This window comes from Pseudonocardia sp. ZF1, assembly GCF_056835605.1.
In genome coordinates this window covers 3,500,176-3,521,848 of sequence record NZ_JAJNBY010000001.1, presented here as the reverse complement: position 1 = coordinate 3,521,848, position 21,673 = coordinate 3,500,176, and the positions used below count along the sequence as shown (strand labels likewise).

General features: G+C 75.1%; 22 protein-coding genes. 11 read left to right on the top strand and 11 right to left on the bottom strand.

Annotation, left to right across the window (positions count from 1 at the left end; all coding sequences use genetic code 11):
• Positions 1-79 precede the first annotated feature (79 nt).
• Entirely contained in the window at positions 80-1,207 is a 1,128-nt protein-coding gene (locus ZF1_RS16965) for a serine hydrolase domain-containing protein (protein ID WP_482637759.1), read from the bottom strand.
• 57 nt (positions 1,208-1,264) lie between these two features.
• Positions 1,265-2,089: an SAM-dependent methyltransferase gene (locus tag ZF1_RS16960; RefSeq protein WP_482637758.1), complete on the bottom strand. Its 825-nt coding sequence runs from the start codon at positions 2,087-2,089 to the stop codon at positions 1,265-1,267.
• Between the two features lie 238 nt (positions 2,090-2,327).
• Between ZF1_RS16960 and ZF1_RS16955 the strand changes: the two genes are divergently transcribed.
• From ZF1_RS16955 to ZF1_RS16945, 3 genes are all read left to right on the top strand, one after another.
• Positions 2,328-3,221 carry a helix-turn-helix domain-containing protein gene (locus tag ZF1_RS16955; RefSeq protein WP_482637757.1) on the top strand — a complete coding sequence of 298 codons (894 nt, stop codon included), beginning with the start codon at positions 2,328-2,330 and terminating at the stop codon, positions 3,219-3,221.
• A 216-nt stretch (positions 3,222-3,437) separates the two neighbouring features.
• Positions 3,438-3,668, top strand: coding sequence for a DUF397 domain-containing protein (locus tag ZF1_RS16950; RefSeq protein WP_179762484.1), 231 nt, complete (start codon positions 3,438-3,440; stop codon positions 3,666-3,668).
• Positions 3,669-3,758: 90 nt separating this feature from the next.
• Positions 3,759-4,805, top strand: a complete 1,047-nt coding sequence (locus tag ZF1_RS16945; protein WP_476651777.1) for a class I SAM-dependent methyltransferase — start codon at positions 3,759-3,761, stop codon at positions 4,803-4,805.
• Positions 4,806-4,821: 16 nt separating this feature from the next.
• Here the strand turns inward: ZF1_RS16945 and ppk2 are convergent, their stop codons facing one another.
• The 3 genes from ppk2 to ZF1_RS16930 all read right to left on the bottom strand — a co-directional run bounded on the left by ppk2 (position 4,822) and on the right by ZF1_RS16930 (position 7,590).
• Positions 4,822-5,790, bottom strand: coding sequence for a polyphosphate kinase 2 (gene ppk2, locus ZF1_RS16940; protein ID WP_482637756.1), 969 nt, complete (start codon positions 5,788-5,790; stop codon positions 4,822-4,824).
• Positions 5,791-5,851: 61 nt separating this feature from the next.
• Positions 5,852-6,685, bottom strand: a complete 834-nt coding sequence (locus tag ZF1_RS16935; RefSeq protein ID WP_482637755.1) for a siderophore-interacting protein — start codon at positions 6,683-6,685, stop codon at positions 5,852-5,854.
• A complete protein-coding gene (locus tag ZF1_RS16930) occupies positions 6,682-7,590 on the bottom strand; it encodes an ABC transporter substrate-binding protein (protein WP_482637754.1) in 909 nt (302 codons plus the stop codon). The genes ZF1_RS16935 and ZF1_RS16930 overlap by 4 nt, the downstream gene beginning before the upstream one ends.
• A gap of 118 nt (positions 7,591-7,708) precedes the next feature.
• On the opposite strand from ZF1_RS16930, the gene ZF1_RS16925 reads away from it, so the two are divergent.
• Complete coding sequence (locus ZF1_RS16925; protein WP_482637753.1) at positions 7,709-8,245, top strand: phytanoyl-CoA dioxygenase family protein; 537 nt, start codon at positions 7,709-7,711, stop codon at positions 8,243-8,245.
• A 4-nt stretch (positions 8,246-8,249) separates the two neighbouring features.
• On the opposite strand, the gene ZF1_RS16920 is transcribed toward ZF1_RS16925, so the two are convergent.
• The gene (locus ZF1_RS16920) at positions 8,250-9,014 is read right to left on the bottom strand and encodes an SDR family NAD(P)-dependent oxidoreductase (protein ID WP_482637752.1); all 765 of its coding nucleotides are present in this window, start codon (positions 9,012-9,014) and stop codon (positions 8,250-8,252) included.
• 14 nt (positions 9,015-9,028) lie between these two features.
• On the bottom strand, positions 9,029-10,030 hold the full coding sequence (locus ZF1_RS16915; protein ID WP_482637751.1) for an acetamidase/formamidase family protein: 1,002 nt from the start codon (positions 10,028-10,030) through the stop codon (positions 9,029-9,031).
• Positions 10,031-10,141: 111 nt separating this feature from the next.
• Between ZF1_RS16915 and ZF1_RS16910 the strand changes: the two genes are divergently transcribed.
• Both ZF1_RS16910 and ZF1_RS16905 read left to right on the top strand, forming a co-directional pair.
• Positions 10,142-10,762 (top strand): L-threonylcarbamoyladenylate synthase, encoded by a 621-nt coding sequence (locus ZF1_RS16910; RefSeq protein WP_062395872.1) that lies wholly within the window; start codon positions 10,142-10,144, stop codon positions 10,760-10,762.
• Between the two features lie 233 nt (positions 10,763-10,995).
• Positions 10,996-12,747, top strand: a complete 1,752-nt coding sequence (locus tag ZF1_RS16905; protein WP_482637750.1) for a hypothetical protein — start codon at positions 10,996-10,998, stop codon at positions 12,745-12,747.
• Here ZF1_RS16905 and ZF1_RS16900 read toward each other — a convergent pair whose 3' ends face one another.
• A complete protein-coding gene (locus ZF1_RS16900; RefSeq protein WP_405416618.1) occupies positions 12,748-13,710 on the bottom strand; it encodes a pseudouridine synthase in 963 nt (320 codons plus the stop codon).
• A 26-nt stretch (positions 13,711-13,736) separates the two neighbouring features.
• Between ZF1_RS16900 and ZF1_RS16895 the strand changes: the two genes are divergently transcribed.
• The 4 genes from ZF1_RS16895 to ZF1_RS16880 all read left to right on the top strand — a co-directional run bounded on the left by ZF1_RS16895 (position 13,737) and on the right by ZF1_RS16880 (position 18,099).
• Positions 13,737-14,357, top strand: a complete 621-nt coding sequence (locus tag ZF1_RS16895) for a LysE family translocator (protein ID WP_179762490.1) — start codon at positions 13,737-13,739, stop codon at positions 14,355-14,357.
• A gap of 99 nt (positions 14,358-14,456) precedes the next feature.
• Entirely contained in the window at positions 14,457-15,926 is a 1,470-nt protein-coding gene (locus ZF1_RS16890; protein ID WP_482637749.1) for a GntP family permease, read from the top strand.
• A gap of 8 nt (positions 15,927-15,934) precedes the next feature.
• On the top strand, positions 15,935-17,152 hold the full coding sequence (locus tag ZF1_RS16885; protein WP_482637748.1) for a CaiB/BaiF CoA transferase family protein: 1,218 nt from the start codon (positions 15,935-15,937) through the stop codon (positions 17,150-17,152).
• The gene (locus tag ZF1_RS16880; protein WP_346104795.1) at positions 17,149-18,099 is read left to right on the top strand and encodes a beta/alpha barrel domain-containing protein; all 951 of its coding nucleotides are present in this window, start codon (positions 17,149-17,151) and stop codon (positions 18,097-18,099) included. The genes ZF1_RS16885 and ZF1_RS16880 overlap by 4 nt, the downstream gene beginning before the upstream one ends.
• On the opposite strand, the gene ZF1_RS16875 is transcribed toward ZF1_RS16880, so the two are convergent.
• Positions 18,093-18,827, bottom strand: coding sequence for a DUF6597 domain-containing transcriptional factor (locus tag ZF1_RS16875; RefSeq protein WP_345648830.1), 735 nt, complete (start codon positions 18,825-18,827; stop codon positions 18,093-18,095). The genes ZF1_RS16880 and ZF1_RS16875 overlap by 7 nt on opposite strands.
• Positions 18,828-18,909: 82 nt before the next feature.
• Here ZF1_RS16875 and ZF1_RS16870 point away from each other — a divergent pair, with 82 nt between their 5' ends.
• The gene (locus ZF1_RS16870) at positions 18,910-19,476 is read left to right on the top strand and encodes a TIGR03086 family metal-binding protein (protein ID WP_476651765.1); all 567 of its coding nucleotides are present in this window, start codon (positions 18,910-18,912) and stop codon (positions 19,474-19,476) included.
• A 13-nt stretch (positions 19,477-19,489) separates the two neighbouring features.
• Here ZF1_RS16870 and ZF1_RS16865 read toward each other — a convergent pair whose 3' ends face one another.
• Entirely contained in the window at positions 19,490-20,257 is a 768-nt protein-coding gene (locus ZF1_RS16865) for an IclR family transcriptional regulator (protein WP_345648838.1), read from the bottom strand.
• Positions 20,254-21,660, bottom strand: coding sequence for a xylulokinase (locus tag ZF1_RS16860; protein ID WP_476651763.1), 1,407 nt, complete (start codon positions 21,658-21,660; stop codon positions 20,254-20,256). Before ZF1_RS16860 ends, ZF1_RS16865 begins: the two co-directional genes overlap by 4 nt.
• Positions 21,661-21,673 lie beyond the last annotated feature (13 nt).

The following is a 21,673-nucleotide window of genomic DNA, read 5'->3' as shown; positions in this document are numbered from 1 at the left end:
TGGTGTGACCGGGTGTGCTCGGCCGCCGAAGCGGACCCGTGCACGACGACCTCGAGCGTCCGGCCCACGGTGGGTCCGCTCAGGAGTGCGCCGCGGCGCGGAAGGAGCGCAGGAGTGCGGGGCCCCCGGGGTCGTCCCACGCGACCTGGGTCAGCAGCAGCGAGATCACCCCGGTCGACGGGTCGGAGCGCCACCCGGTGCCCAGGCCGCCGTCCCAGCCGTGGCGGCCGCCGTCCTCGACGGCCAGGCCCAGGCCCCAGCCGCAGCCGTCGTCGAGGAACGGTGCGGCGCCGGCCCGCTGTGCGGCGCTCAGCCGGTCGGTGGTCAGCTCGGCGACGGCGCCGGGGGACAGGACCGGGCTGCCGCCCCCGCGCAGTGCCCGGGTGAACGCGAGCAGGTCGTCCAGGGTGGAGACCAGGCCGCCGCCCCCGGACGGGAACACCGGCGGGGCCGCCCACGCGCCGTCGACCGGGTCGGTCACGGTGAAGCCCCCGCCGGGTGCGGCGGTCAGCAGCGGGACGAACCGGTCCCGGTCGGCGACGGGTACCGAGAAACCGGTGTCGCGCATGCCGAGCGGGGTGAACACCCGCTCGGCCAGCACGGTCTGCAGGTCGGTGCCGCAGCGGCGGGCGAGCAGGACGCCGAGCAGGTCGCCGCTGGTCTGGTAGAGCCAGCGCGATCCCGGCTGCGCGACGAGCGGCACCGCGGCGAGCCGTGCGGTCCAGGTGTCGGGGTCGGGCAGCGGGTAGCTGCCCGGCGGCCCGTCGCTGCCGAGCCCGGCGGTGGCGCGCTGCACGGGCAGATCGGCGCCGGGCCGGGGGAGCATTCCGATCCCGCAGCGGTAGGTCAACAGGTCGTAGAGGGTGATCGGCCGGCGCGCGGGGACGGTGTCGTCGAGCTCGGCCGCCTCGTGGCGCAGCACCCGCGGCGCGGCCAGCTCCGGGAGCCACGCCGCGACCGGCCCGTCGAGGTCCAGCATCCCGTCCTCGACGAGTGCGAGCGCGGCGACCGCGACGACGGGCTTGGTGATCGAGGCGATCCGCACGACCGTGTCGCGGCGCAGCGGGTGTCCGGCGCCGTCGTCGCCGAGGACGTGCACCGCGGTGCCGTGCCGGGGGTCGTCGACGGCGGCGACCAGCCCCGGCACGCGCCCGGCGTCGACGGCGTCGTGCAGGAGCGCGGCGGTGCGGTCCAGGGTGACGGGCACGGGGGCCTCCCGGGGTCGGTGGGTCTCACCCGTTCCGACCGCGGCGGCCCCGCGAACTCATCGCTTGATGCCGACCCCGCCGACGATGCAGCGCTGCACCGGGTCCTCGGTGCGCAGCTGCGGGCCGTCGGGCCACCACCGGTAGCAGGGGACGATGCCCGGGTCGACCAGCTCGAGCCCGGGGAACAGGCCGCTGATCTCGGCGTGCGTGCGGAACCGGCCGCTGCCCATCGGGCTGTGGACGAAGACCTGCTCCATCCGGCGGGCCAGCTCGCTGTCGGCGTTCTCCGGGTCGAAGAAGTGCGCGATCGCGACGACGCTGCCGGGGGCGAGCCGCTCGATGTAGCGCGCCATGATCGCCTGCGGGTCCACGGCGTCGTCGAAGTGGTGGATGGTGCCGACCTGGAACAGCGCGAGCGGCTGGTCCAGGTCGAGGAAGCCCTGGACCGACGGGTCGGCCAGCACCGTCTCCGGCTCGCGGATGTCCGCGGCGGAGAAGCGGGTGAACTCGTTGTCCTCCAGCAGCGCCTGGCCGTGCGCGATGACGGTCGGGTCGTTGTCGACGTAGGCGACCCGGGCCTCGGGCTGCAGCCGCTGCACCACCTGGTGGGTGTTCTCCGCGGTCGGCAGGCCGGAGCCGCAGTCCAGGTACTGGGTGATGGAGGTCTGGGTGGCGATGAAGCGCGCCGCCCGGATGAGGAACGCCCGGTTGTCGATCGCGAGCATGTTGACCTCGGGGGCCACCTGCCGGACCCGTTCGATGGTCTCCCGGTCGACCTCGTAGTTGTCCTTCCCACCGAGCGCGTAGTCGTAGACCCGGGCGATGCTGGCCTTGGTCGTGTCGATGTACGCGGGAGCGCGACCCTCGGTCGGCTGGGCCATCGGCGGAGTCCTCACTGCGTCGTCGGCGCCGTCGCGCCGGGTCGTCGGTCGGTGCCCGGGCGGCGCCCGTCGTGGCGCCGATCACCGGTGCGGGCCACCGTAGCGGACCGGCCCGACGGGCACGCACCGTCACCGTCCGGACGTGCCCGGTGATCGAGACCGCTGACGACCTGCGGACCCGCTGTGTAGGCTGGGTCACCCGATCGGCAGTCCCCGCAACCCGCAGGAGCCCGTCCCGGTGGTCCCCAGCCCGAACAGCCCCACCCCGCCCGGTGCCGACCGCGGCCCGACCGCGCGGCGCATCGTCCTCGGTTCCCACCTGCGCCGGTTGCGGGAGCGCGCGGGCATCTCCCGGGCCGACGCGGCGTACGCGATCCGCGGCTCGGACTCGAAGATGAGCAGGCTGGAGTCCGGCAAGGTCGGGTTCAAGCAGCGCGACGTGGCCGACCTGCTGACGATGTACGGCGTCGCCGAGGGCCCCGAGCGCGACCAGGTGCTGTCGATGGCCGAGGAGAGCAACGCCAGCGGCTGGTGGGCGCGGTACAACGACGTCGTCCCCGGCTGGTTCGAGGACTTCGTGGGTCTGGAGGCCTCGGCGTCGCGGATCTCGTCCTACGAGCTGCTGTTCGTCCCCGGCCTGCTGCAGACCGAGGACTACGCCCGCGCGGTCGTCAGCGGCGGCCACACCGATCTGCCGCCCGCCGAGCGGGCCGACGTCGAGAAGCGCCTGGAGGTGCGGCTGCGGCGCCAGCGCGTGCTGCACCGCAAGGACGCCCCGACCTTCTGGACCGTGCTCGACGAGGCCGTGCTGCACCGGCCGGTCGGCGGGGAGGCGGTCTTCCGCGCCCAGCTCGACCATCTGGTCGAGCTGTCGTCGCTGCCGAACGTCATCGTCCAGCTGCTGCCCTGGGACCTGTCCGGCTACGGCGCCGAGCACGCCTTCACCATGCTGCGCTTCGCGGAGCCCGAGCTGCCCGACCTGGTCTACCTCGAGGAGATGACCGGGTCCTCCTATCTGGACAAGCGGGCCGACGTCGAGCGCTACGGCCGGTCGATGGACCGGCTCACCGTCGACGCGCTCAGCCCGGAGCAGACCAAGCAGGCCCTGAGCAAGCTGCGCGCCGAGCGCTGACCTGCACCGACGTCGCTCCCGGGCGACGAACGGCACCACTGTCCCCGGTAGTGGGGGACACCGTCCGATGCCGACCGCCCACGGCCGGTGCGGCGCACTCGGGCGCGGCCGGACGACCGCCGGGCGCGTCCGTCCTGTTTTGCACGACCGAACTGCTTGCCCCCTGCTAGCTTCTCCGCAACGGAGAATGCACGTGCAGATGAGGTGAGCATTCGCATGGAACAGATGCACCTGAGCGGCCCCGCGGCGATCGATTCGCTGGCGTGGCGCAAGAGCGTGCGCAGCGGCTACCAGGGCAACTGCGTCGAGCTCGCCGTCGTGACCGGGGGGACCGTGGCGGTCCGCAACTCGCGGGACCCGCACGGCACCGTGCTCGCCTTCCCGGCGACCGAGATGGCCGCCTTCCTGGCCTCGATCAGGAACGGCGAGCTGGACGACCTCGCCTGAGCCGTCCCCGCTGACCTCCCGCGGGCGGCCGGCCCGACCCCGGCCGCCCGCGGTGAGCCGAGAATGATCTTCTCGGTGTAGGAAGGAACGGTGAGCCGTTCCGAGCAGGCCCCGTCCTACCGCGGCGCGAGCGCCCACTACCTGTCCCCGTCGCGACGGGACCCCGTCAAGGTCGGCTCCGAGGAGCCGGTCACCCGGCGGGTCATCGCGGGTGCGCTGGCCGCGCTGCACCTGCGGCCCGGGTCCCCGGTCGCCGTGCTCGACGTCGGGTCCGGCACCGCCGACGGGTTCGCCCTCCTCACCCGCCCGGCACCGGACGCCGCGCCGATCGTCGCGGAGGACCGGCTGCGCTACGTCGGTCTCGACGTCGATCCGGAGATGGTCGCCACCGCGCGGGACACCGTCGGTTCGCCGTCGGCGTCGTTCGTGCTCGGCGACGTGCGCGACGCGCTGCCCGACGGCGCGTTCGACCTCTACCTGTCCTGCGGGGTGCCGTACTCCCACCTCACCCGCGACGAGCTCGTCGCCGCACTGGGATCGGTGCTGACGGCCGTCGCGGCCCGGGGGCGGCGCGCCGCGGTCGTCGTCGACGTCCTCGGCCGGTACTCGGTGGAGTGGCAGCCCCGCTGGAGCACCGAGCGCTGGGACTACGCGATGAGCTTCTTCGCCGGCGGCGGCGGGGCGATCTCCGAGCCGATGACCTTCTACGGCCGCGCCGAACTCGACGCCACCGTCGACGCCGCGCTGGCCGGCAGCGGTGCGCGGCTGGTGTCGCGCACCGCCGTCGACCGGTCGGTCCTGGTGGGACGGCACACCGCCACCGGCACCTTCCACCCGGCGGTGCCGCGCTTCCGGACCCTGGTGAACGACCTGGTCCGCGACCCGTCCCGGGTCGACCCCGACGACCTCCGGTTCACCCCCGCGACCGGAGGCGCCCCGGAGGAGGTGCTGTCCTGGCTGCGCGGGTTCGCCGACCGCTGGAACGGCGCCCTGGAGCCGTACCGGGGGGCGGGTCCGCTCGCCGACGCCGACGCCGACCGGCTCGCCGGGACCCTGCTCGGACTCGAACGGGCCGCGGGACCCGGCCTGGGCCTCGGCCACTCGCTGACCATGACGCTGGTAGCCGAGCCCGCCTGAGCGTCGCCCCCGCGGGTCAGTGGTGCTTGTCGGTCAGCGGCGGGAAGCGGTTCGGGCCCTCGTCCTGCTCGAACATCTCCGCGGCGGGCCCGACGATGAGCCGGTCCGGCGGGGACGCCACCCCGGAGTCCTTGCCGGGGTAGTCGAACAGGCCCAGGACGTGACGCATCGCCTCGAGCCGTGCGCGCTTCTTGTCGTTGCTCTTGATCACCGTCCAGGGAGCGTCCTTGGTGTCGGTGTAGAAGAACATCGCCTCCTTGGCCTCGGTGTAGGCCTCCCACTTGTCCAGTGAGGCGAGGTCCATCGGGGACAGCTTCCACTGGCGCACCGGGTCGACCTGACGGATCAGGAAGCGGGTGCGCTGCTCGTCGCGTGACACCGAGAACCACAGCTTCACCAGGTGGACCCCGGACCGCACGAGCATCCGCTCCAGCTCCGGGGTGGCCCGCAGGAACTCCATGTAGGAGCGGGGGTCGGTGAAGCCCATGACCCGCTCGACGCCGGCCCGGTTGTACCAGGACCGGTCGAACAGCACGATCTCCCCGGCCGAGGGCAGATGCTGCACGTAGCGCTGGAAGTACCACTGGCCCGCCTCGCGCTCGGTCGGCTTCTCCAGCGCCACCACCCGGCAGCCGCGGGGGTTGAGGTGCTCGGTGAACCGCTTGATCGTCCCGCCCTTGCCCGCGGCGTCGCGGCCCTCGAACAGCACGACGATCCGGTTGCCGGTGTCCTTGACCCAGTTCTGCAGCTTCAGCAGCTCGATCTGCAGCAGCCGCTTCTGGCGCTCGTACTCCAGGCGGGACAGACGGTCGTCGTAGGGGTAGCCCTGGCGCCAGGTGTCGACCGGGCTGCCCTCGGGACCGACGAGAGTCGGGTCGTCGTCGTCGGAGTCGTCGACCCGGAAGTGCCCGGGGTCGGCCGCGGCGGGGTGCGGGATCAGGGGGTCGGGGGCGTCGGCCTGAGGCTCGACCGGGGTCTCGTCCACGTGTGGCAACGCTGCGCGCCGGTCATGGCCGCAGGGCCACACCCGGATGACGGCCGGGTGATCAGCGGGCAGCGGGACGGGGCCGGTCGTGCCAGTAGCCCTGCGCGTGGACCCGGTCCGGGGCGACGCCCGCCTCGTGCAGCAGCGCCCGCACCCGCGCCACCCGCGTGCTCTCGGTGGCGTTCCAGGCGTAGAAGTGCTCGCCGAGGCGGGCGGCCGCGGCACCGTGGGCGTCGGCCCAGTCGGCGACGGCGTCGAGCAGCGGGCGCCCGGGCCGCCGGCAGACCTCCACCGTCACCCCCGGATGGACGTCGGTGAGCCCGACGGCGTCGGCCGGGTCGCCGACCTCGACGAGCACCCGGCCCCGGTGGTGCGGCGGGAGCGCGGCGAGGATGCCGCGCACGGCGGGCAGCGCGGTCTCGTCGCCGGTGATCAGTACCTCGGTGGCGGGGCCCGGGTCCCACTGCACGCCGTGACCGGGGTTGCCGCGCCGCACGTCCGGCCCGGAGAGCAGGACGGGGTCGCCGGGCCGGGCGACCGCGGCCCACGCGCTCGCCGGGCCCGGCCGGGAGTGGCGGAACACGTCGAGGTCGACCTCACCGCGCCCCGGCCGGACCGCGGCCGGGGTGTAGCTGCGCAGCACCGGCCGCGTGCCGGCGGGCAGCTTCCGCAGCCGGGCCCGCCACTCGCGTTCCGGCAGGCCGGAGGTGAGCGAGGCGGGATAGCCGTCGTCCGGCGGGACCAGCAGCTTGACCCGCTGGTCCCGGCCGTGCGGGGCGAACCGCGACAGCTCCGGACCGCCCAGGACGATCCGCCGGAACCCGGGGGAGGGCACGCCGACGGCGAGCACCCGGGCGGCGAACAGGACGTTCGGCGACCCCGACAGGGGGCTCACCGGCCCAGCGTCCGCTCGATGTCGTCGAGCACCCTCTGCCCGCCGAGCGGCCCGACGCCGGTGATCCAGACCGACTGGTCGACCGGGTGCAGCCGCGGGAAGACCTGCGCGCGCACCGCCTGGACGGCCGGCGGCACCGCCGACGGCGACGCCGGGTCGGTCGCGGTCAGGAACACCTCGTCGGCGCGGGCCTGCTGGACCAGCTCGGGGGAGAGGTCCACCGAGATCGAGTTCTCCCAGTCCCGGGGCGGGATGGTGAACCCGGCGCACTCCAGGGTGCTGCCCGCGAACGACGTCGGCCCGTACAGGGTGAGCAGACCGTCGCGGGGGCGGATCATCTGCGCGGTCCGCCCGGCCGTGTCGTGGGTGCGCGCCACCTCGGCGCAGCGGTCCCGGTAGCGGGTGAGCAGCTGCTCGGTGTCGTCCTCGCGGCCGAGCGCCCGGCCGACGAAGCGGACGTTGTCCTGCCACGGGTCGGCCTGCGAGGCCATGAACGCCGTCGGCGCGATCGCGGTCAGCCGGTCGTACAGCGCGGCGTGCCGGGACTCGGTGCCCAGGATCAGGTCGGGTCGCTGGGCCGCGACCCGTTCCAGGTCGGGCTCGGCGACGGTCCCGACGACCGCCACCTGCGCACCGGCGTCGCCGAGGTAGGCGGGCACCCCGGTGCCCTCGGACAGGACCCCGGCCCCGACCGGCGGTGCGTCGAGGGCGACGGTGGTGTCGAGCTGCACCGGCTCCAGCACGACGACCCGCCGCGGCGCGGCCGGGACCGCGACCTCGCCGCGCGCGGTGGCGACCGTGCGGGTCTCCCCGCCGTCGGTGGGGCCCGAGCCGGGCGCGGAGCACGCGGCGAGGAACAGGGTGAGCAGGGCGGCGAGGGCCACCGCGGCCCGGGGCGGCGTCACGGACGGTCTCCTTCGGTCAGGTGAGGTGACCCTAACCCGGGACCGGTTCGGGATGGAGTGTCCGGTTCGACGGGAAACCGGTCGCCGCGAGCGCGTCACCGGGGCACCCTGTGGCGCGATGATCGAGCAGTTCGTCCGTGAGGGCTGGGTGCACGTCCCGGGCGCGTTCACGACGGCGGCGGCCGCCCGCTGTCGTGCACCCGGCGACGACGGATGGCACGTCGAGTCCTCCTTCACCGGGCCCGACGGCGGACCGCGGCTGTCGGTGGACTCGCGGGGCCGGTCCCTGCTGATGCTGTTCCTCTACTCCGACGTCGGCCCGGACGACGCCCCGACGCTGCTGCGCTCCGGATCCCACCGCGACGTCGCGCCACTGCTCGCGCCCCACGGTGCGGCCGGTGCGGACTGGCTGCCGTTCTGCGGCGAGGCCGTTCCCGCGACGGCGCGACGCCCGGAGGTCGCCGCCTGCGGCCGGGCCGGCGACGTCTACCTGGTGCACCCGTTCGTCGTGCACCGCGCCCAGGCGATGTCCCCGGCGGCCCGGCGGCCCCGGGTGATCGCCCAGCCACCGCTGGAGCCCGCGAGCGAGCCGGCGTTCGACCTGCCGGCCGGGACCGCGCCCGCCGAGCGCGTGGTGCGCGAGGCGCTGGGGTGAGGGGTCAGAGCTGCACCCCGCGGGTCAGCGCCCCGTCGACCACCAGGTTGGTGCCGCTGATCCGGCTCGCCCGCGGGCTGACCAGCGAAACCACCGCGTAGGCGGTCTCCTCCGGGGTGCCCATCCGGCCGGTCGGGTTGAGCCCCATCGCGTCCGCGTACAGCGCGGGGTCGTGCTGCTCGACGTTCGCCCACACCCCGCCGGGGAAGTAGACGTTGCCGGGGGAGACCGCGTTGGCCCGGATGCCCTTCGGCGCGAGGTCGAACGCCAGGCCGGAGACGTAATGCACGAGCGCGGCCTTCATGACGCCGTAGGAGCCGTCGGCGAAGTCGATCTCGCGGCCGGACACGCTGGACACCGCGGTGACCGAGGCGGCGTCGCTGCGCTCCAGGTGCGGCAGCGCGGCCTCCACCAGGCGCACGGTGTGCAGCAGGTCGACCTCGAAGCTCGAGCGCCAGTTCTGCTCGCCCGGGCCGATCGCCAGCGCGCTCACGTTCGCGACGACCGCGTCCACCGCCCCGAACCGCTCGGCGCTGTCGGCGACCCAGCGGCCGAGGGCCTCGCCGTCGGCGACGTCGACGGCGGTCCCGGCCACCTCGCCGGCACCCGCGGCGCGCAGCTCCTGCTCGGCGGCGGCGACCCCGTCGGCGTCGCGGGCGCAGAACGCGACCCGCGCGCCCTCCGCCGCCAGCCCGGCGACGACCGCGCGCCCGATCCCGCGCGACCCTCCGGTCACGAGCACGACACGTCCGTTCAGCAGCATGTCCATGGAAAGGGCCTCTCTTACAGGGAGCGGGCCTGCTCGCACAGGTGACGGTGGACGCCGCCGTAGGCCGCGGCGGCCGGGAGCAGCGCCTTCGCGATCTTGGTGACGGCGCTGTAGTTGGTGTCGACGACGTTGGCCAGCGGTGACTCCGCGGCCTGGGTGAGCAGCTGGTAGGCGTCCAGCCGGTCCAGCCCGTACAGCTCGCCCAGCCAGGCGATCATCCCGACCTGGCTGGCCCGCCACGCGTCCTCCAGCGGACGGGAGGACCCGACGACGAGGTAGTGGGTGTCGGTCTCGATCCGCGGCCACGCCGGGACCGGGGCGTTCTTGATCAGCTCGACGATCAGCACGACGTCCATCGCGCCCTCGACGGCCGTGCCGCAGCTCTCGCCCTCGCCCTGTCGGTAGTGGCCGTCGCCGACCGAGAACAGCGCACCGGGCACGTTGACCTGCAGGTAGCAGGTCGCCCCGGCGCGCATCTCCGGGGTGTCCATGTTCCCGCCGAACACGTCGGGCACCAGCGAGCTGCGCACCTCCCGCCCGGGCGGGGCGACGCCGACGGTGCCGAGCATCGGGTTGCACGGCAGCTCCAGGCGCAGGTCCGCGCTCGTCGCCTCGAACAGCACCGTCCCCGCGGCCCGGTCGAGCTGGTAGATCCAGGTCCGCTCGGGGAGCGGCTCGTGCAGCAGCGCCGTGCGGTCGGTCGTCGACAGCGCCCCGAACAGCGGGATCAGGGTGGAGGCACCCCAGTCCCGGGCCGGGGTCAGCTCCACGAGGTGGATGGCCAGGGTGTCGCCCGGCTCGGCGCCCTCGACGTGGAACGGCCCGGTCTGCGGGTTCACCTCGCTCATGTCGAGCACCGCGCTCGGACGGTCCGAGGTGGACGTGAGCCGCCCGGAGAACGCGTCCTCGGTCCACAGCCGCAGGCAGGTCCCGGGCGCGACCCGGCGCACCGGGGGCACGCCACCGAAGGTCCAGGCGAACTCGTGCCGTTCCGGCCGGTATTCCACGACGTGCATGGATCGCATCCTGGCCCCCTCCGCGCGTCGCGGGCAACGGTTTCCCGCCGCACCGAGACCACCCGGTCGTCGAACTCCCCGGGTGGGCCGCCGAGCCGGTACGTTGCCGCGATGGCCCGGTACTTCGACGTGCACCCGCAGAACCCGCAGCCGCGCAGCATCGGACAGGTCGTGGACCTCGTGCGCTCCGGCGGCCTGATCGCCTACCCGACCGACTCGTGCTTCGCGCTGGGCTGCTCGCTGGGCAACCGCGACGGCCTGGAGCGGATCCGGCAGATCCGCAAGCTCGACGACCGGCACCACTTCACCCTCGTGTGCGCGGAGTTCGCGCAGCTCGGGCAGTTCGTGCAGATCTCCAACTCCGTGTTCCGCGCGGTGAAGGCGTCCACCCCGGGCAGCTACACCTTCATCCTCCCGGCCACCAAGGAGGTGCCCAAGCAGCTGCTGCACCCGAAGAAGAAGACCGTCGGCGTGCGCATCCCCGACCACGCCACCACCCAGGCGCTGCTCGCCGAGCTGGGGGAGCCGCTGCTGTCCTCGACGCTGCTGCTACCCGGCCACGACGAGCCGATGACGCAGGGCTGGGAGATCAAGGAGGAGCTGGAGAACCAGGTCGACGCGGTCATCGACTCCGGGGACTGCGGCACCGAGCCGACCACCGTCGTCGACCTGTCCGGCGACGAGCCGGAGATCGTGCGGCACGGCGCGGGGGACCCGTCGCGGTTCGAGTGAGGACCCCTCCGGCGCGGCCGCCCGGCCGCCCGTCGTGCCCGTCCGGGTGCCCCCGGTGACCCGCCTGCGGGGGTCGCGCCGCCCGCCCGTCCACGATCCACCGCCCACCGCATCAGAGCGAGCGCTGGGCGGACCGACGAGTAGGCTTCGCAACCGTCCCGCCCGCTACCCGAGCGGGTACTGACGTGGCGTCCGATCCCGGGCGCCGTCCGAACGGTTCGGAGGACGATCGCGTGGCGCGAGACGACCCGCCGCCCCACCCGTCCGGCCCGGCGGGTGCCTCGGCCGGGGACGCGGTGCTGGCCGCGATCGCGCACCGGTTGCGGGCCCGTTCGGAGCGCCAGCAGCTGCTGACCGAACGGCTGCGTGCCGGTGAGCTGCGCCCGGGTGCGCTGGCCGACCTCGCCGAGCTCGCCGCGGCCGCCCGTCGGGGGGCCCGCGACGGCGACCACATCCTCGTTCTCGCCGGTGCCCCCCGCGGGCCCCGGCTCGCGGCCCCGTCGACCCCGCTCGGTCAGGCGCTCAACACCGTCGTCTCCGCGAGTGAGGCGGCCTCGCGCACGATCGTCCCGCCGACCCCGAGCGTCTCGGTCGACGCCACCGCCGAGCCCGTCCTGGGCCAGATCCTGGCCGAGCTGCTCGCCCACGCCGCGAGCGCCACCCCGGCCGGGGAGCGCATCGAGCTGCTGACCCGCTGGGGTCCCGACGGCGGGATCGTCGTCGAGCTGCAGGGCACCCAGTCCCCGCGCCACCGCACCCCGGTCGAGGAGTTGGACCGCGCGCTGGGCTCGGCGACGCCCGGTGGCCCGGTCGCCCCGCAGGAGATCGGCCTGCACGTGGCCGCGCGGCTGGCCCGCGCCATCGGCGCCCGGCTCGGCGTCCGCGCCCCCGCCGGGAACTCCGCGATCGCCCCGATCGCCGTGCTCCACCTGCCGTCCTCGGTCCTCGGCGGTGGCCGCTCCGAGTCCGCCGCGCCCGCCGCGGAGCCGCAGCCGGCCGGGTCCGTCGAGCAGGCCGGGACTGGGACGACGGGGTCGCTGCGCCGCCCGGCACCCGATCCCGCCCCGGCCGTGGCGGCAGACGTGCCGTGGCCGCCCCGGGAGAACCCGGCGGCGGAGCCCGAGCGCAGCTGGCCGCCGGTCGCCCCCGAACGGGTCGAGCCCGCGGCCTCCGCCGGGCTGCCCCGCCGTGCCCCCCGCCCGGCCGGCGGGATCGCGGCCGCGGCCCCCTTCGCCGGCTCCGGTGCCCCGGCTGCCCGTCCGCAGGCCCCCGGCCCGGCCGGTCCCGGACCGAACGGGTCCGGGTCCGGTACGCCCGGCCCGGGCCCGCGCCCGCCGTACGGGCCGCCGTCACCGGCCACGGGCCCGGCGCGCAACGGCGCCCCGCCACCGCCGCCCGCGCCTGAGGACCCCCCGGCCACCGAGGCACTGCCCGTCACCGGCGCGGCGGGGGCGACCCCGCCGGTGGAGCTGTTCGGACCGTTCGACTCGGAGGTGCCGGTGCCCGTGGACGACGCGGACGACACGCCGATCTTCGCGGCGGTCGCCTCGGCCTGGTTCCGTGAGCCGGGATCGACCGAGACGACGGCGCTCCCGGTCACGCAGAACGACAACTGGCGCACCGCGGGCGACGCCGAGTTCGACGCCGCCCGGATCCGGGCCGACCGGGTCGTCGACCTGCCGACCACCGCACAGGGCCTGCCGCAGCGTCTGCCCGGGCAGGCGATGGTGCCGCCGTCGTGGCGGGACACCCCGAACGGCCTCGCGCCGACCGGGTCGCGGGAGCGCCAGCCCGACCGGGTGCGCAACCGGCTGGCCAGCTACCAGCGGGGTCTGCGCGAGGGCCGCCACCGCGCCGCGGAGGACCACGGCCCGCACGGACCGGCCGGTGGTGCACTGAACGGCGCCGTCAACGGCGCGCCGGTGCCCGGCGGGCACCGCAACGGCCACCACCTCGACGACGGCGACGACCGCAGCGTCGGCTGATCACCACTCGTGCGGCGTCCCGGCGGCCCAGCCGTCCGGGTCGTCCCACGCCTGCAGGGTGCGGCCGCTGACGAAGCGCCGCCGCGCCCCGGTCACCGGGTCGTCGAACTCCAGGGCACGCGAGAGCAGCTGCAGCGGGCGGGTGAAGTCCTCCGGCGCCCGCCGGTGCAGCTCGGGGTAGACGTCGTCGCCGAGGATCGGCACGCCGAGCCCGTTCAGGTGCACCCGCAGCTGGTGGGTCCGCCCGGTGCGCGGGGTCAGCCGGTACAGGGCCCGCTCGCCCCGCAGCCCGGCGACCTCGACGCGGGTCTCGGCGTTCGGCTCGCCGTCCTCGGTGACGGCGGCGAACACCCCGGGCCGCTTCACGATCCGCGACACCTCGGTGCGCGGCAGCTCCAGGTCCGGGTCGAACCGGGCGAGCGCCTCGTAGGTCTTCGTGACCCGGCCGCGGGCGAACAACGTCTGGTAGGCGCCGCGCAGCTCGGGGCGCACCACCAGCAGCAGGACCCCCGCGGTGGCGCGGTCGAGCCGGTGCGCCGGGCTGAGCGCGGGCAGCCCCAGCTCGTGGCGCAGCCGCACCAGCACGGTCTGGCGGACGTGGCTGCCCCGCGGGATCGTCGCGAGCAGGTGCGGCTTGTCGACGACCACCACGTCGTCGTCCGCGTGCAGCACCGGCAGCCCGAACGGCACCGGTACCTCGTCGGGCTCGTCGCGGTAGAGCCACAGCGTCGTCGACGGCGTGTACGGCGTGGCCGGGGTGACCGGGCCGTCCGCGGTCACGATCTCCCCGGCCGCCAGCCGTGCGTCGATCCGCTCCGCGACGTGCGGGAACCGGTCGACGAGGTGGTCGCGCATCGTCGCCCACCCGCCGGTCGCCGGGGTGCGGACGCGGGCCGGCGCGAGGCCGTCGACCGTCGGAAGCGGGGACGCCTCCCGGGACGTGCGGCGCCGGCGGGATCTCACGGGGCAGCAGCCTACGATGGCCCCTCGTGAGCTGGACGTCCTACGGTGCCTACCTGTTGATCGTCGTCGGGCTGGTGCTGATGCCCGGCCCGGACACCTTCGTGATGCTGCGCGCCTCGCTGGTCGGCGGGCGCGCGGGCGGACTCTCGACGCTGGCCGGGGTGTTCACCGGCAACGCCCTGCAGGGCGGCGCCGCGGCGTTCGGGCTCGGTGTGCTCGTCGCGAGCTCGCACACCGCGTTCACCGTGATCCGCTGGGCCGGGGTGGTCTACCTCTGCGTGCTCGGGGTGCAGGCGCTGCGGGCCGCGCGCCGCGGGGACTACCCCGTCGTCCCCGACGGCGGTCCGCGGCTGCCGGCGCGGCGGTCGTTCCTGGTCGGCTTCGGCTCGAACATCACCAACCCGAAGGTGCTGGTCATGTACCTGTCGGTGCTGCCGCAGTTCCTCGTGCCCGGGGTGACGACCACGGCCGACGCGCTGCTGCTGGCGCTGTCGGTGGCGGTGCTCGGCGGCGTCTACGGGGTCGGCCTGGTCCTCGCCGTGCACCGGGCGCGGGCCTTCTTCACCCGGCGCCGCGTGCGCCGCGCCGGTGACGTCGTCGCCGGGGTCGCGCTGATCGGGTTCGGTGGGGCGCTGGCCGCCGCCTGACCTGCGGGGTTGCCCGCATGGTGGGTTTGAGTTCATGATGTGGGTACGACATCGTCGTCGATGCCAGGGGGGGTCATCGTGTCGGACACCGTCATCGTGGTGAACACGGCCGTCGCCGTGCTCGCCGTCGTCGTGCTGATCGTGAGGTTCCGGCTCAACCCGGTGATCTCCCTCGTCATCGGCGCCGTCTACCTGGGCCTGACCGCCGGCCTGGGGGTGACGGGGACGGTCGACGCGGTCACCGGCGGGTTCGGCGACATCCTGGCCGACGTCGGGCTGCTCATCGCCTTCGGTGTCCTGACCGGCGCGATGCTGCACCACGCGGGCGCCATCGAACGGCTGGTCTCCGCGCTGCTGACGGCCTGCGGCCCGCGCGGGATGCCCTACGCCACCGCCGTCACCGTCTCCACCGCACTCCAGTCGATCTTCGTCGACGTGCTGCTGGTCATCTCCGCACCGCTGGCCCGTCGGATCGCTCCGCGCATCGGGGACAAGGGGCTGCCGCGGATGGCGGCCGCGCTCGCGATCGGCCTGGAGTGCGGGATCGTGTTCATGGTCCCCGGTGTCGGTGCGGTCGCACTCGCCGGTGTGCTCGGGGTGCCGCTGGGCCAGATGCTGATCCTGGGCCTGGTCGTCGTTTTGCCGACCGTGCTCATCGCGACCGGGATCATGTCCGTGCTGCTGCGCCGCGGCTGGTGGGACCCGGCCCGCGACGAGCAGGAGCCGGTCGCCGCGGGCGTGCCCGCCGGTGCGGAGGCCGACTCGCCGGACACCGCCGCACCCGGCGCCGGGAGCGCCGGGGGACGGCCCACCGGTACCGGTTCCCCGGACGGCGGGGGCACGCACGGGGGAGACGGAGCCGGGCCCGGCGGGGGCGCGGTCCCGGCCGCCGTCGGTACCGCGGTGTCCGGCACCGCGCGTCGCGAGCTACCGCTGGCCGTGCTGTTCGGGCCGCTGCTGGTGGGCCTGCTGCTCATCGCCGCGGGCGCCGTCCTCGACGCGGCCGGGATCACCCACCCCGTCATCGCGTTCCTGGGCGAGCCGGTGATCGCGCTGCTGCTCGCGCTGATCGGGACCACGGCCGTCGTCGGGGTCGCCCACGGGCGCGGCATGGTCGAGGCCGCGGTCTCCGACGGGTTCCGCGAGAGCGGGCAGATCCTGATCCTCACCGGCGTCGGCGGCTCGCTCGCCACGACGATCTCCGAGGCGGGCCTCGGCGAGATCCTCGGCCGCTTCTTCTCCGCGAGTACCGCCGCACCGCTGCTCATGGTGTGGCTGATCGCCGCCGTGCTGCACGTCGCGATCGGGTCGGTGACGATCTCGGCGATCACCGCGGCCGGGGTGCTCGCCCCGGTCGCCCCGGTGATCGGTCTGGCCCCGGTCCTGATCGCGCTGGCCGCCGGCGCCGGTGCGCTGTTCGCCGTCCACGTCACCTCGAACACGTTCTGGCTGCTGCAGTCGCTGCTCGGGCAGTCCGTGCGCGGGACGCTCAAGACCTGCTCGGTCGGGGTCTCCATCGCCTCCGTCGTCGCGATCCTGGTGATCCTGCCGCTGTCGCTCGTCGTCTAGGGAGAGTCGTGTCGCAACTTCCGCTGTCCGGAGTCCGGGTGCTCGAGCTCGGCAACTACATCGCCGCCCCCACCGCCGGACGCCTGCTCGCCGACTTCGGCGCCGAGGTGATCAAGGTCGAGCGCCCCGGTACCGGCGACGAGATCCGCAACTGGCGGCTCTACGCCGGGGACACCTCGATGCTGTACCGGACGCTGAACCGCAACAAGCGCTCCATCACCCTCGACATGCGCTCGGCCGCGGGGAAGCAGGCCGTGCTGGACCTGGCCGCCCGCTCCGACGTGGTGCTGGAGAACTTCCGGCCCGGCACGCTGGAGAAGTGGGGGCTGGGCCCGGCCGAGCTCGACGCCGTCAACCCCGACGTCGTGCTCGTGCGGATCTCGGCGTTCGGGCAGACCGGGCCGCTGTCGTCGCGGCCGGGGTTCGCCGCCGTCGCCGAGGCGATGGGCGGGCTGCGCGCCCTCGTCGGGGAGGCCGACCGGCCGCCGTCGCGGACCGGGGTGTCGATCGGGGACTCGATCGCCGGGCTCTACGGCGCGTTCTCCGCGATGATGGGTCTCTACCAGCGCGAGAGCCGCACGGACCGGCCCGCGCTGGACCGGCGCTGCATGGACGTCGCGCTCAACGAGGCGGTGTTCTCGATGATGGAGTCCCTCGTCCCCGACCACCTCGCCTACGGCGTCGAGCGGCGCCGCGTCGGCGGGCGGATGGAGGGCATCGCCCCGTCCAACGCCTACGTCTGCGCGGACGGGGGCAGCGTCGTGATCGCCGGCAACGGCGACTCCATCTACGGCCGGTTCATGACCGTCATCGGCCGCGCGGACCTGGGCGCCGACCCGGAGCTGGCCTCCAACGCGGGCCGCTGGGCGCGCCGCGACGAGCTCGACGGCGCCATCGAGGCCTGGACCCGCTCGCTGCCCCGCGACGAGGTCCTCGCGAAGCTGGAGGAGGCCGGCGTCCCGGCCGGGCCGATCCACTCCGCCGCCGACATCGTCGCCGACGAGCAGTTCCGCGCCCGCGACATGGTCCAGTACTTCGACGTCGACACCGGCGGCGCCGAACCCGCACGGGTCGGGTTCCCCGGCATCGTGCCGGTGCTCGACGGCCGGTCGGTCCCGGTCCGCTCGGTCGGGCCGGACCTGGGCGCCGACACCGCCGACGTCCTCGGCGGCCTGCTCGGGTACACCCCGGACACGATCCGGGCCGCATCGGGGGAGGACGCATGAGCACCGACGGGGTCGTCCTGCGGGACGTCACGCTGCGCGACGGGCTCCAGCTCACCGGCAAGCCGCTGCCCACCGACCGCAAGGTCGGGCTGGTCCGCGCGCTGCTCGGCGCGGGCGTGCCGGAGCTGGAGATCGGGTCGCTGGCCCGCGGCGACCTGGTGCCGCCGCTGGCGGACACCCTCGACGTCGTCGCCGCGCTGACACCGGAGGAGCTGGAGCGCTGCTGGGTGTGGGTGGCGACGCCGCGGCACGTGCAGAAGGCGGTGGCCGCCGGGGCCCGCAACGTCCAGTACTGCTTCTCGGTGTCCGACGCGCACAACAACGCCAACATCGGCCGTGACACCGCCGTCTCCCTCGACGCGATGCCGCAGGCCGTCGAGTACGCGCGTGCCGCGGGCGGACGCATCCAGCTGTGTCTCGCGACGGCGTTCACCTGCCCGTTCGACGGACCGGTCGATCCGGACCGGGTGGTCGGGATCGTCGCCGACCCGCGCACCGCGGGCTCCTGCGACGTCGTCGTCTGCGACACCCTCGGTCAGGCGAACCCGGCCGAGGTCGGGTCGCTGGTCGGGCGCGTCGCCGCGGTCGCCGACGGCCGTCGCATCGCCTTCCACGGCCACGACACCTGGGGCCAGGGCGTCGCGAACGCACTCGCCGCGGTGCAGAACGGTGCGACCGTCCTCGACGGCGCGCTGGGTGGGCTGGGCGGCTGCCCGTTCGCGCCCGGTGCCAGCGGCAACACCGCCAGCGAGGACCTGCTGTTCGCGCTGCGCCCGGACTGGCTGACCCCCGCGGTGCTGGCCGACCTCGTGACGTGGTCGGAGGACCTGCTCGCCGAGCTGGGGGAGCCGATGCGCTCGGCGACCGCCCGCGGGGTCCGCTCGAACGCCCAGGCCTTCCCGTGGACGGCGGGGCCGCGCCGGGACCGCACGGACGACGGTCAGTAGCGCCGCGCGTAGGACGTCGGGGGCTCGCCGAACATCCTGGTGAAATCCCGGCTCAGGTGGGCCTGGTCGGCGTAGCCGAGGTCGGCGGCGACCTCGGCCCACCGGACCGGCACGCCCGCCGCCATCAGCTCGGTCACCTCGTGCAGCCGGTAGCGGCGGATGACCCACTTCGGACCGACCCCGACGTGGTCGTGGAACAGCCGTTGCAGCGAACGGACGCTGGTCGCGGTGTCGCGGGCCAGATCGTCGACCCGGACCAGCGACCGGTCCCCGGCCACGGTGGCCACGAGGTCCCGTGCCTGTGCCGCGGCCCGGTCCGGCCCGTCGGCGGGGAGCCTCGCGCGCAGGTGGTCGGTCAGCCCGTTCACGTCCGCGGTGACGACTCCGGCGACCGGGCATCGGCGGTCGGTGACGGTCGAGACGGGTGCGCCGACCAGCGCCCGGGCCGTGCCCGCCCGCAATGCCGCCCCGACCACCCGGCCGGTCCCGGTCAACTCGCGGTGGACGTACCGGGTCGCCGGCCCGGCCAGCATCGCGGCGGCCCCCGGCTGAACGGTCAGGTGCACCTGCGGGTAGGGGACGACCTTCTGCCGGTAGGGCCGGTCGTAGTGCCAGTCGACGATCCAGAACCGCTCGACGAAGCCCGCCAGGTCGGCCGGTGGGAGCACGGTGCGCACCCGCTGGTGACGGGCCCGGGCCGGCGGGAGGCGGCGGGGGTCCTCGTCCACGGTGGGCGAGTATGCCGGGATCCGGCGGAACCGTCGCGTTCGTCCAAGACCCCGGGCGCGCCCGGGCCCTAGCGTCGCCGTCATGCACCGTCACATCGCCGCCGCCGCGGCCGCACACGTCCCGCTCGTCGCGGCCGCGGCCCGGCTCCCGCTGACCCGTCCCACGCCGTGCTCGGAGTGGGACCTGCAGGACCTGCTCGGCCACCTCCTGTACTGGACCCCTGTGCTCGCCGAGGTGGGGCGGCGCTCCGGGCACGGACCGGCCGACGGACCCGAACCGACCGCTCCGGTCACCGGGGACTGGCCCGTCCGGCTCCACGCCGCCCGGGAGGACCTGGTGGTCGTGTGGTCGGAACCGGCGGCCTGGGACGGCACGGTGACCATGGGCGAACAGGTCCCGGCCGCCGTCATCGGCGGGATGGTGCTGGGTGAGCTCGTGGTGCACGGATGGGACCTCGGCCGTGCGGTGGGAATCGATCCGCAGTGGCCCGCGGAGGTCCTCGACGCCACGCTCACCGCGGTGTCGGCCATGGCGGAGCAGGGGCGGGGCATGGGTGTTTTCGCGCCCGCCGTCGAACCGGGCCCCGGGGCGACGCCGATCGAGCGCATCGTGGCGCTGACCGGCCGGGACCCCGGCTGCGGTCGCTGAGCCGGCCGCCGGGTCAGCCCGGCGGGCGCCCGCCGAGGGTGCGGGTCAGTCGCTCCGCGGCCCCGACCAGCAGGTCCACGCACTTCTCGCACTCCGAGCGGCCGAACCGGATGGTCGGTCCGCTGACCGTGAGCGCCGCGGTCACCTCCCCGGCGTGGTCGAACACCGGCACGGACAGTCCGGAGCCGCCGTCGTCGCGCTCGGCGACGGTGATCGCGAACCCGTCGCGGCGGGTGTCGTCCAGCAGCGCGCGCAGCGTCTCCGGGTCGGTCACGGTGTACTCGGTCAGCGACGGCAGCGGGCCGGCCAGCACCTCCGCGGCCAGCTCGGGGGCCCAGGCGAGCAGGACCCGGCCCGCCGAGCCGGTGTGCAGCGGGATTACCTTGCCGACGTGCATCTCCCGGCGCAGTGCGTGCCGCGTCTCGGCGACGGCGACGCACACCCGGTGCCTGCCCTCGGCCCGGAACAGCGACGCGGTCTCCCCGGTGGTGTCGCGCAGCTCGCGCAGCAGCGGCCCGGCCAGCTCCAGCAGGTCCACCCCGCGGGCCGCGGCCCCGGCCCAGTAGGCCATCCGGATCCCGATCCGGACCCGGTCCCCGACCCGGTCCAGCAGCCCCTCGGCGACCATGTTGGACACCAGCCGCTGCACCGTCGAGGTCGGGATGCCGGTCGCCTGCTGGATCTCGCCCAGCCCGAGCACGGGGCGCTGCAGGGTGAAGGCGTCCAGGATGTCGGTGATCTTGCCGAGGACCAGGAGCCGCTTCGGGCCCTCGCTGGTCATCCCGCGACCCGGTCCAGGAAGGCCCCCGCCGCCTCGCGGTAGCGCTCCCAGGCCGCCGGTGCCGGGTCGGCCTCGTAGCGTGCCGGTTCGGCACCGGCGCTCCACGACGGCGGCGTCGCGCCGCCGTGCAGCGCCCACGCGGCCTGGCGGGCGGCGCCGTCGGCCACGTACTCGCCGGGCTCGGGCACCCGCACCGGCACCTCGAAGACCTGCGCGGCGATCCGGCAGACCGCCTCGGAGCGGGCCGCCCCGCCGACCAGGGTCACCCCGGACACGGTGACACCCTGCTCGCGCAGCGCCTCCAGCCCGACCCGCTGCGCGGACAGCATGCCCTCGACCGCGGCCCGGGCCAGGTTCTCCCGGGTCCCCGACGCCAGCGTCCAGCCGTGCAGTGCGCCGGTGGCGTCGGGCAGGTTCGGGGTCCGCTCGCCCTCCAGGTAGGGCACCACGACCAGGCCGCCCGCGCCCGGCTCGGCGGACAGCGCGAGGCGGCCCAGCTCGTCGTGGTCCACGCCGAGCAGCCGCCGGGTCGCATCCAGCACCCGGGAGGCGTTGAGCGTGCACACCAGCGGCAGGTAGGCGCCGGTGGCGTCGGAGAACCCGGCGACGATCCCGGAGGGGTCCTGGGCTCGACGCTCCGAGCGGGCGAACACCGTGCCGGAGGTGCCCAGCGAGACGACGACGTCGTCGCCGGCGTCGACACCCAGCCCGGCGGCCGCGTTGTCGCCCGCCCCGGCGCCGACCCGGATCCCGCCCGGCCCGTCGACGGACTCGGCCGGGCCGAGCAGCCGCGGCAGCGCCGGCGTCGACCCGAAGAAGCGTTCCAGCAGCTCGGGGCGGTAGTCGACGCCGTCGAACCAGCCGGTGCCCGAGGCGTCGGACCGGTCGGTGACCAGTTCGTCGAGACCCGCGCCGCCGGGGACCCCGCCACCGCGGAGCTTCCAGGTCAGCCAGTCGTGCGGCAGGCACACCGCCGCGGTGCGGGCGGCGTGGTCGGGCTCGTGCGCGGCGAGCCAGCGCAGCTTGGCCAGGGTGATCGAGGCCACCGGGACGACGCCGGTCGTCTCCGCCCACTGCTGCGCGCCGAACTCCTCGACGAGCTCGCCGGCGGCGGCGGCCGAGCGGGTGTCGTTCCACAGCAGTGCGTCGCGGACGACCTCGCCGCGCTCGTCGAGGCAGACCATGCCGTGCTGCTGGCCCGCGACCGACAGCGCCGCGACGCCGTCGAGGCCGCCCGCGTCGTCGATCGCGGCCTCCAGCGCCTCCCACCAGAGCCGGGGCGCGATCTCCGTGCCGTCCGGGTGTGCGGCGCGCCCGGAACGGACGAGCTCGCCGGTGTCGGCGTCGCGGACCACGACCTTGCAGGACTGGGTGGAGGAGTCCACCCCGAGCACCAGTGCCATGCCCCCAGCCTGC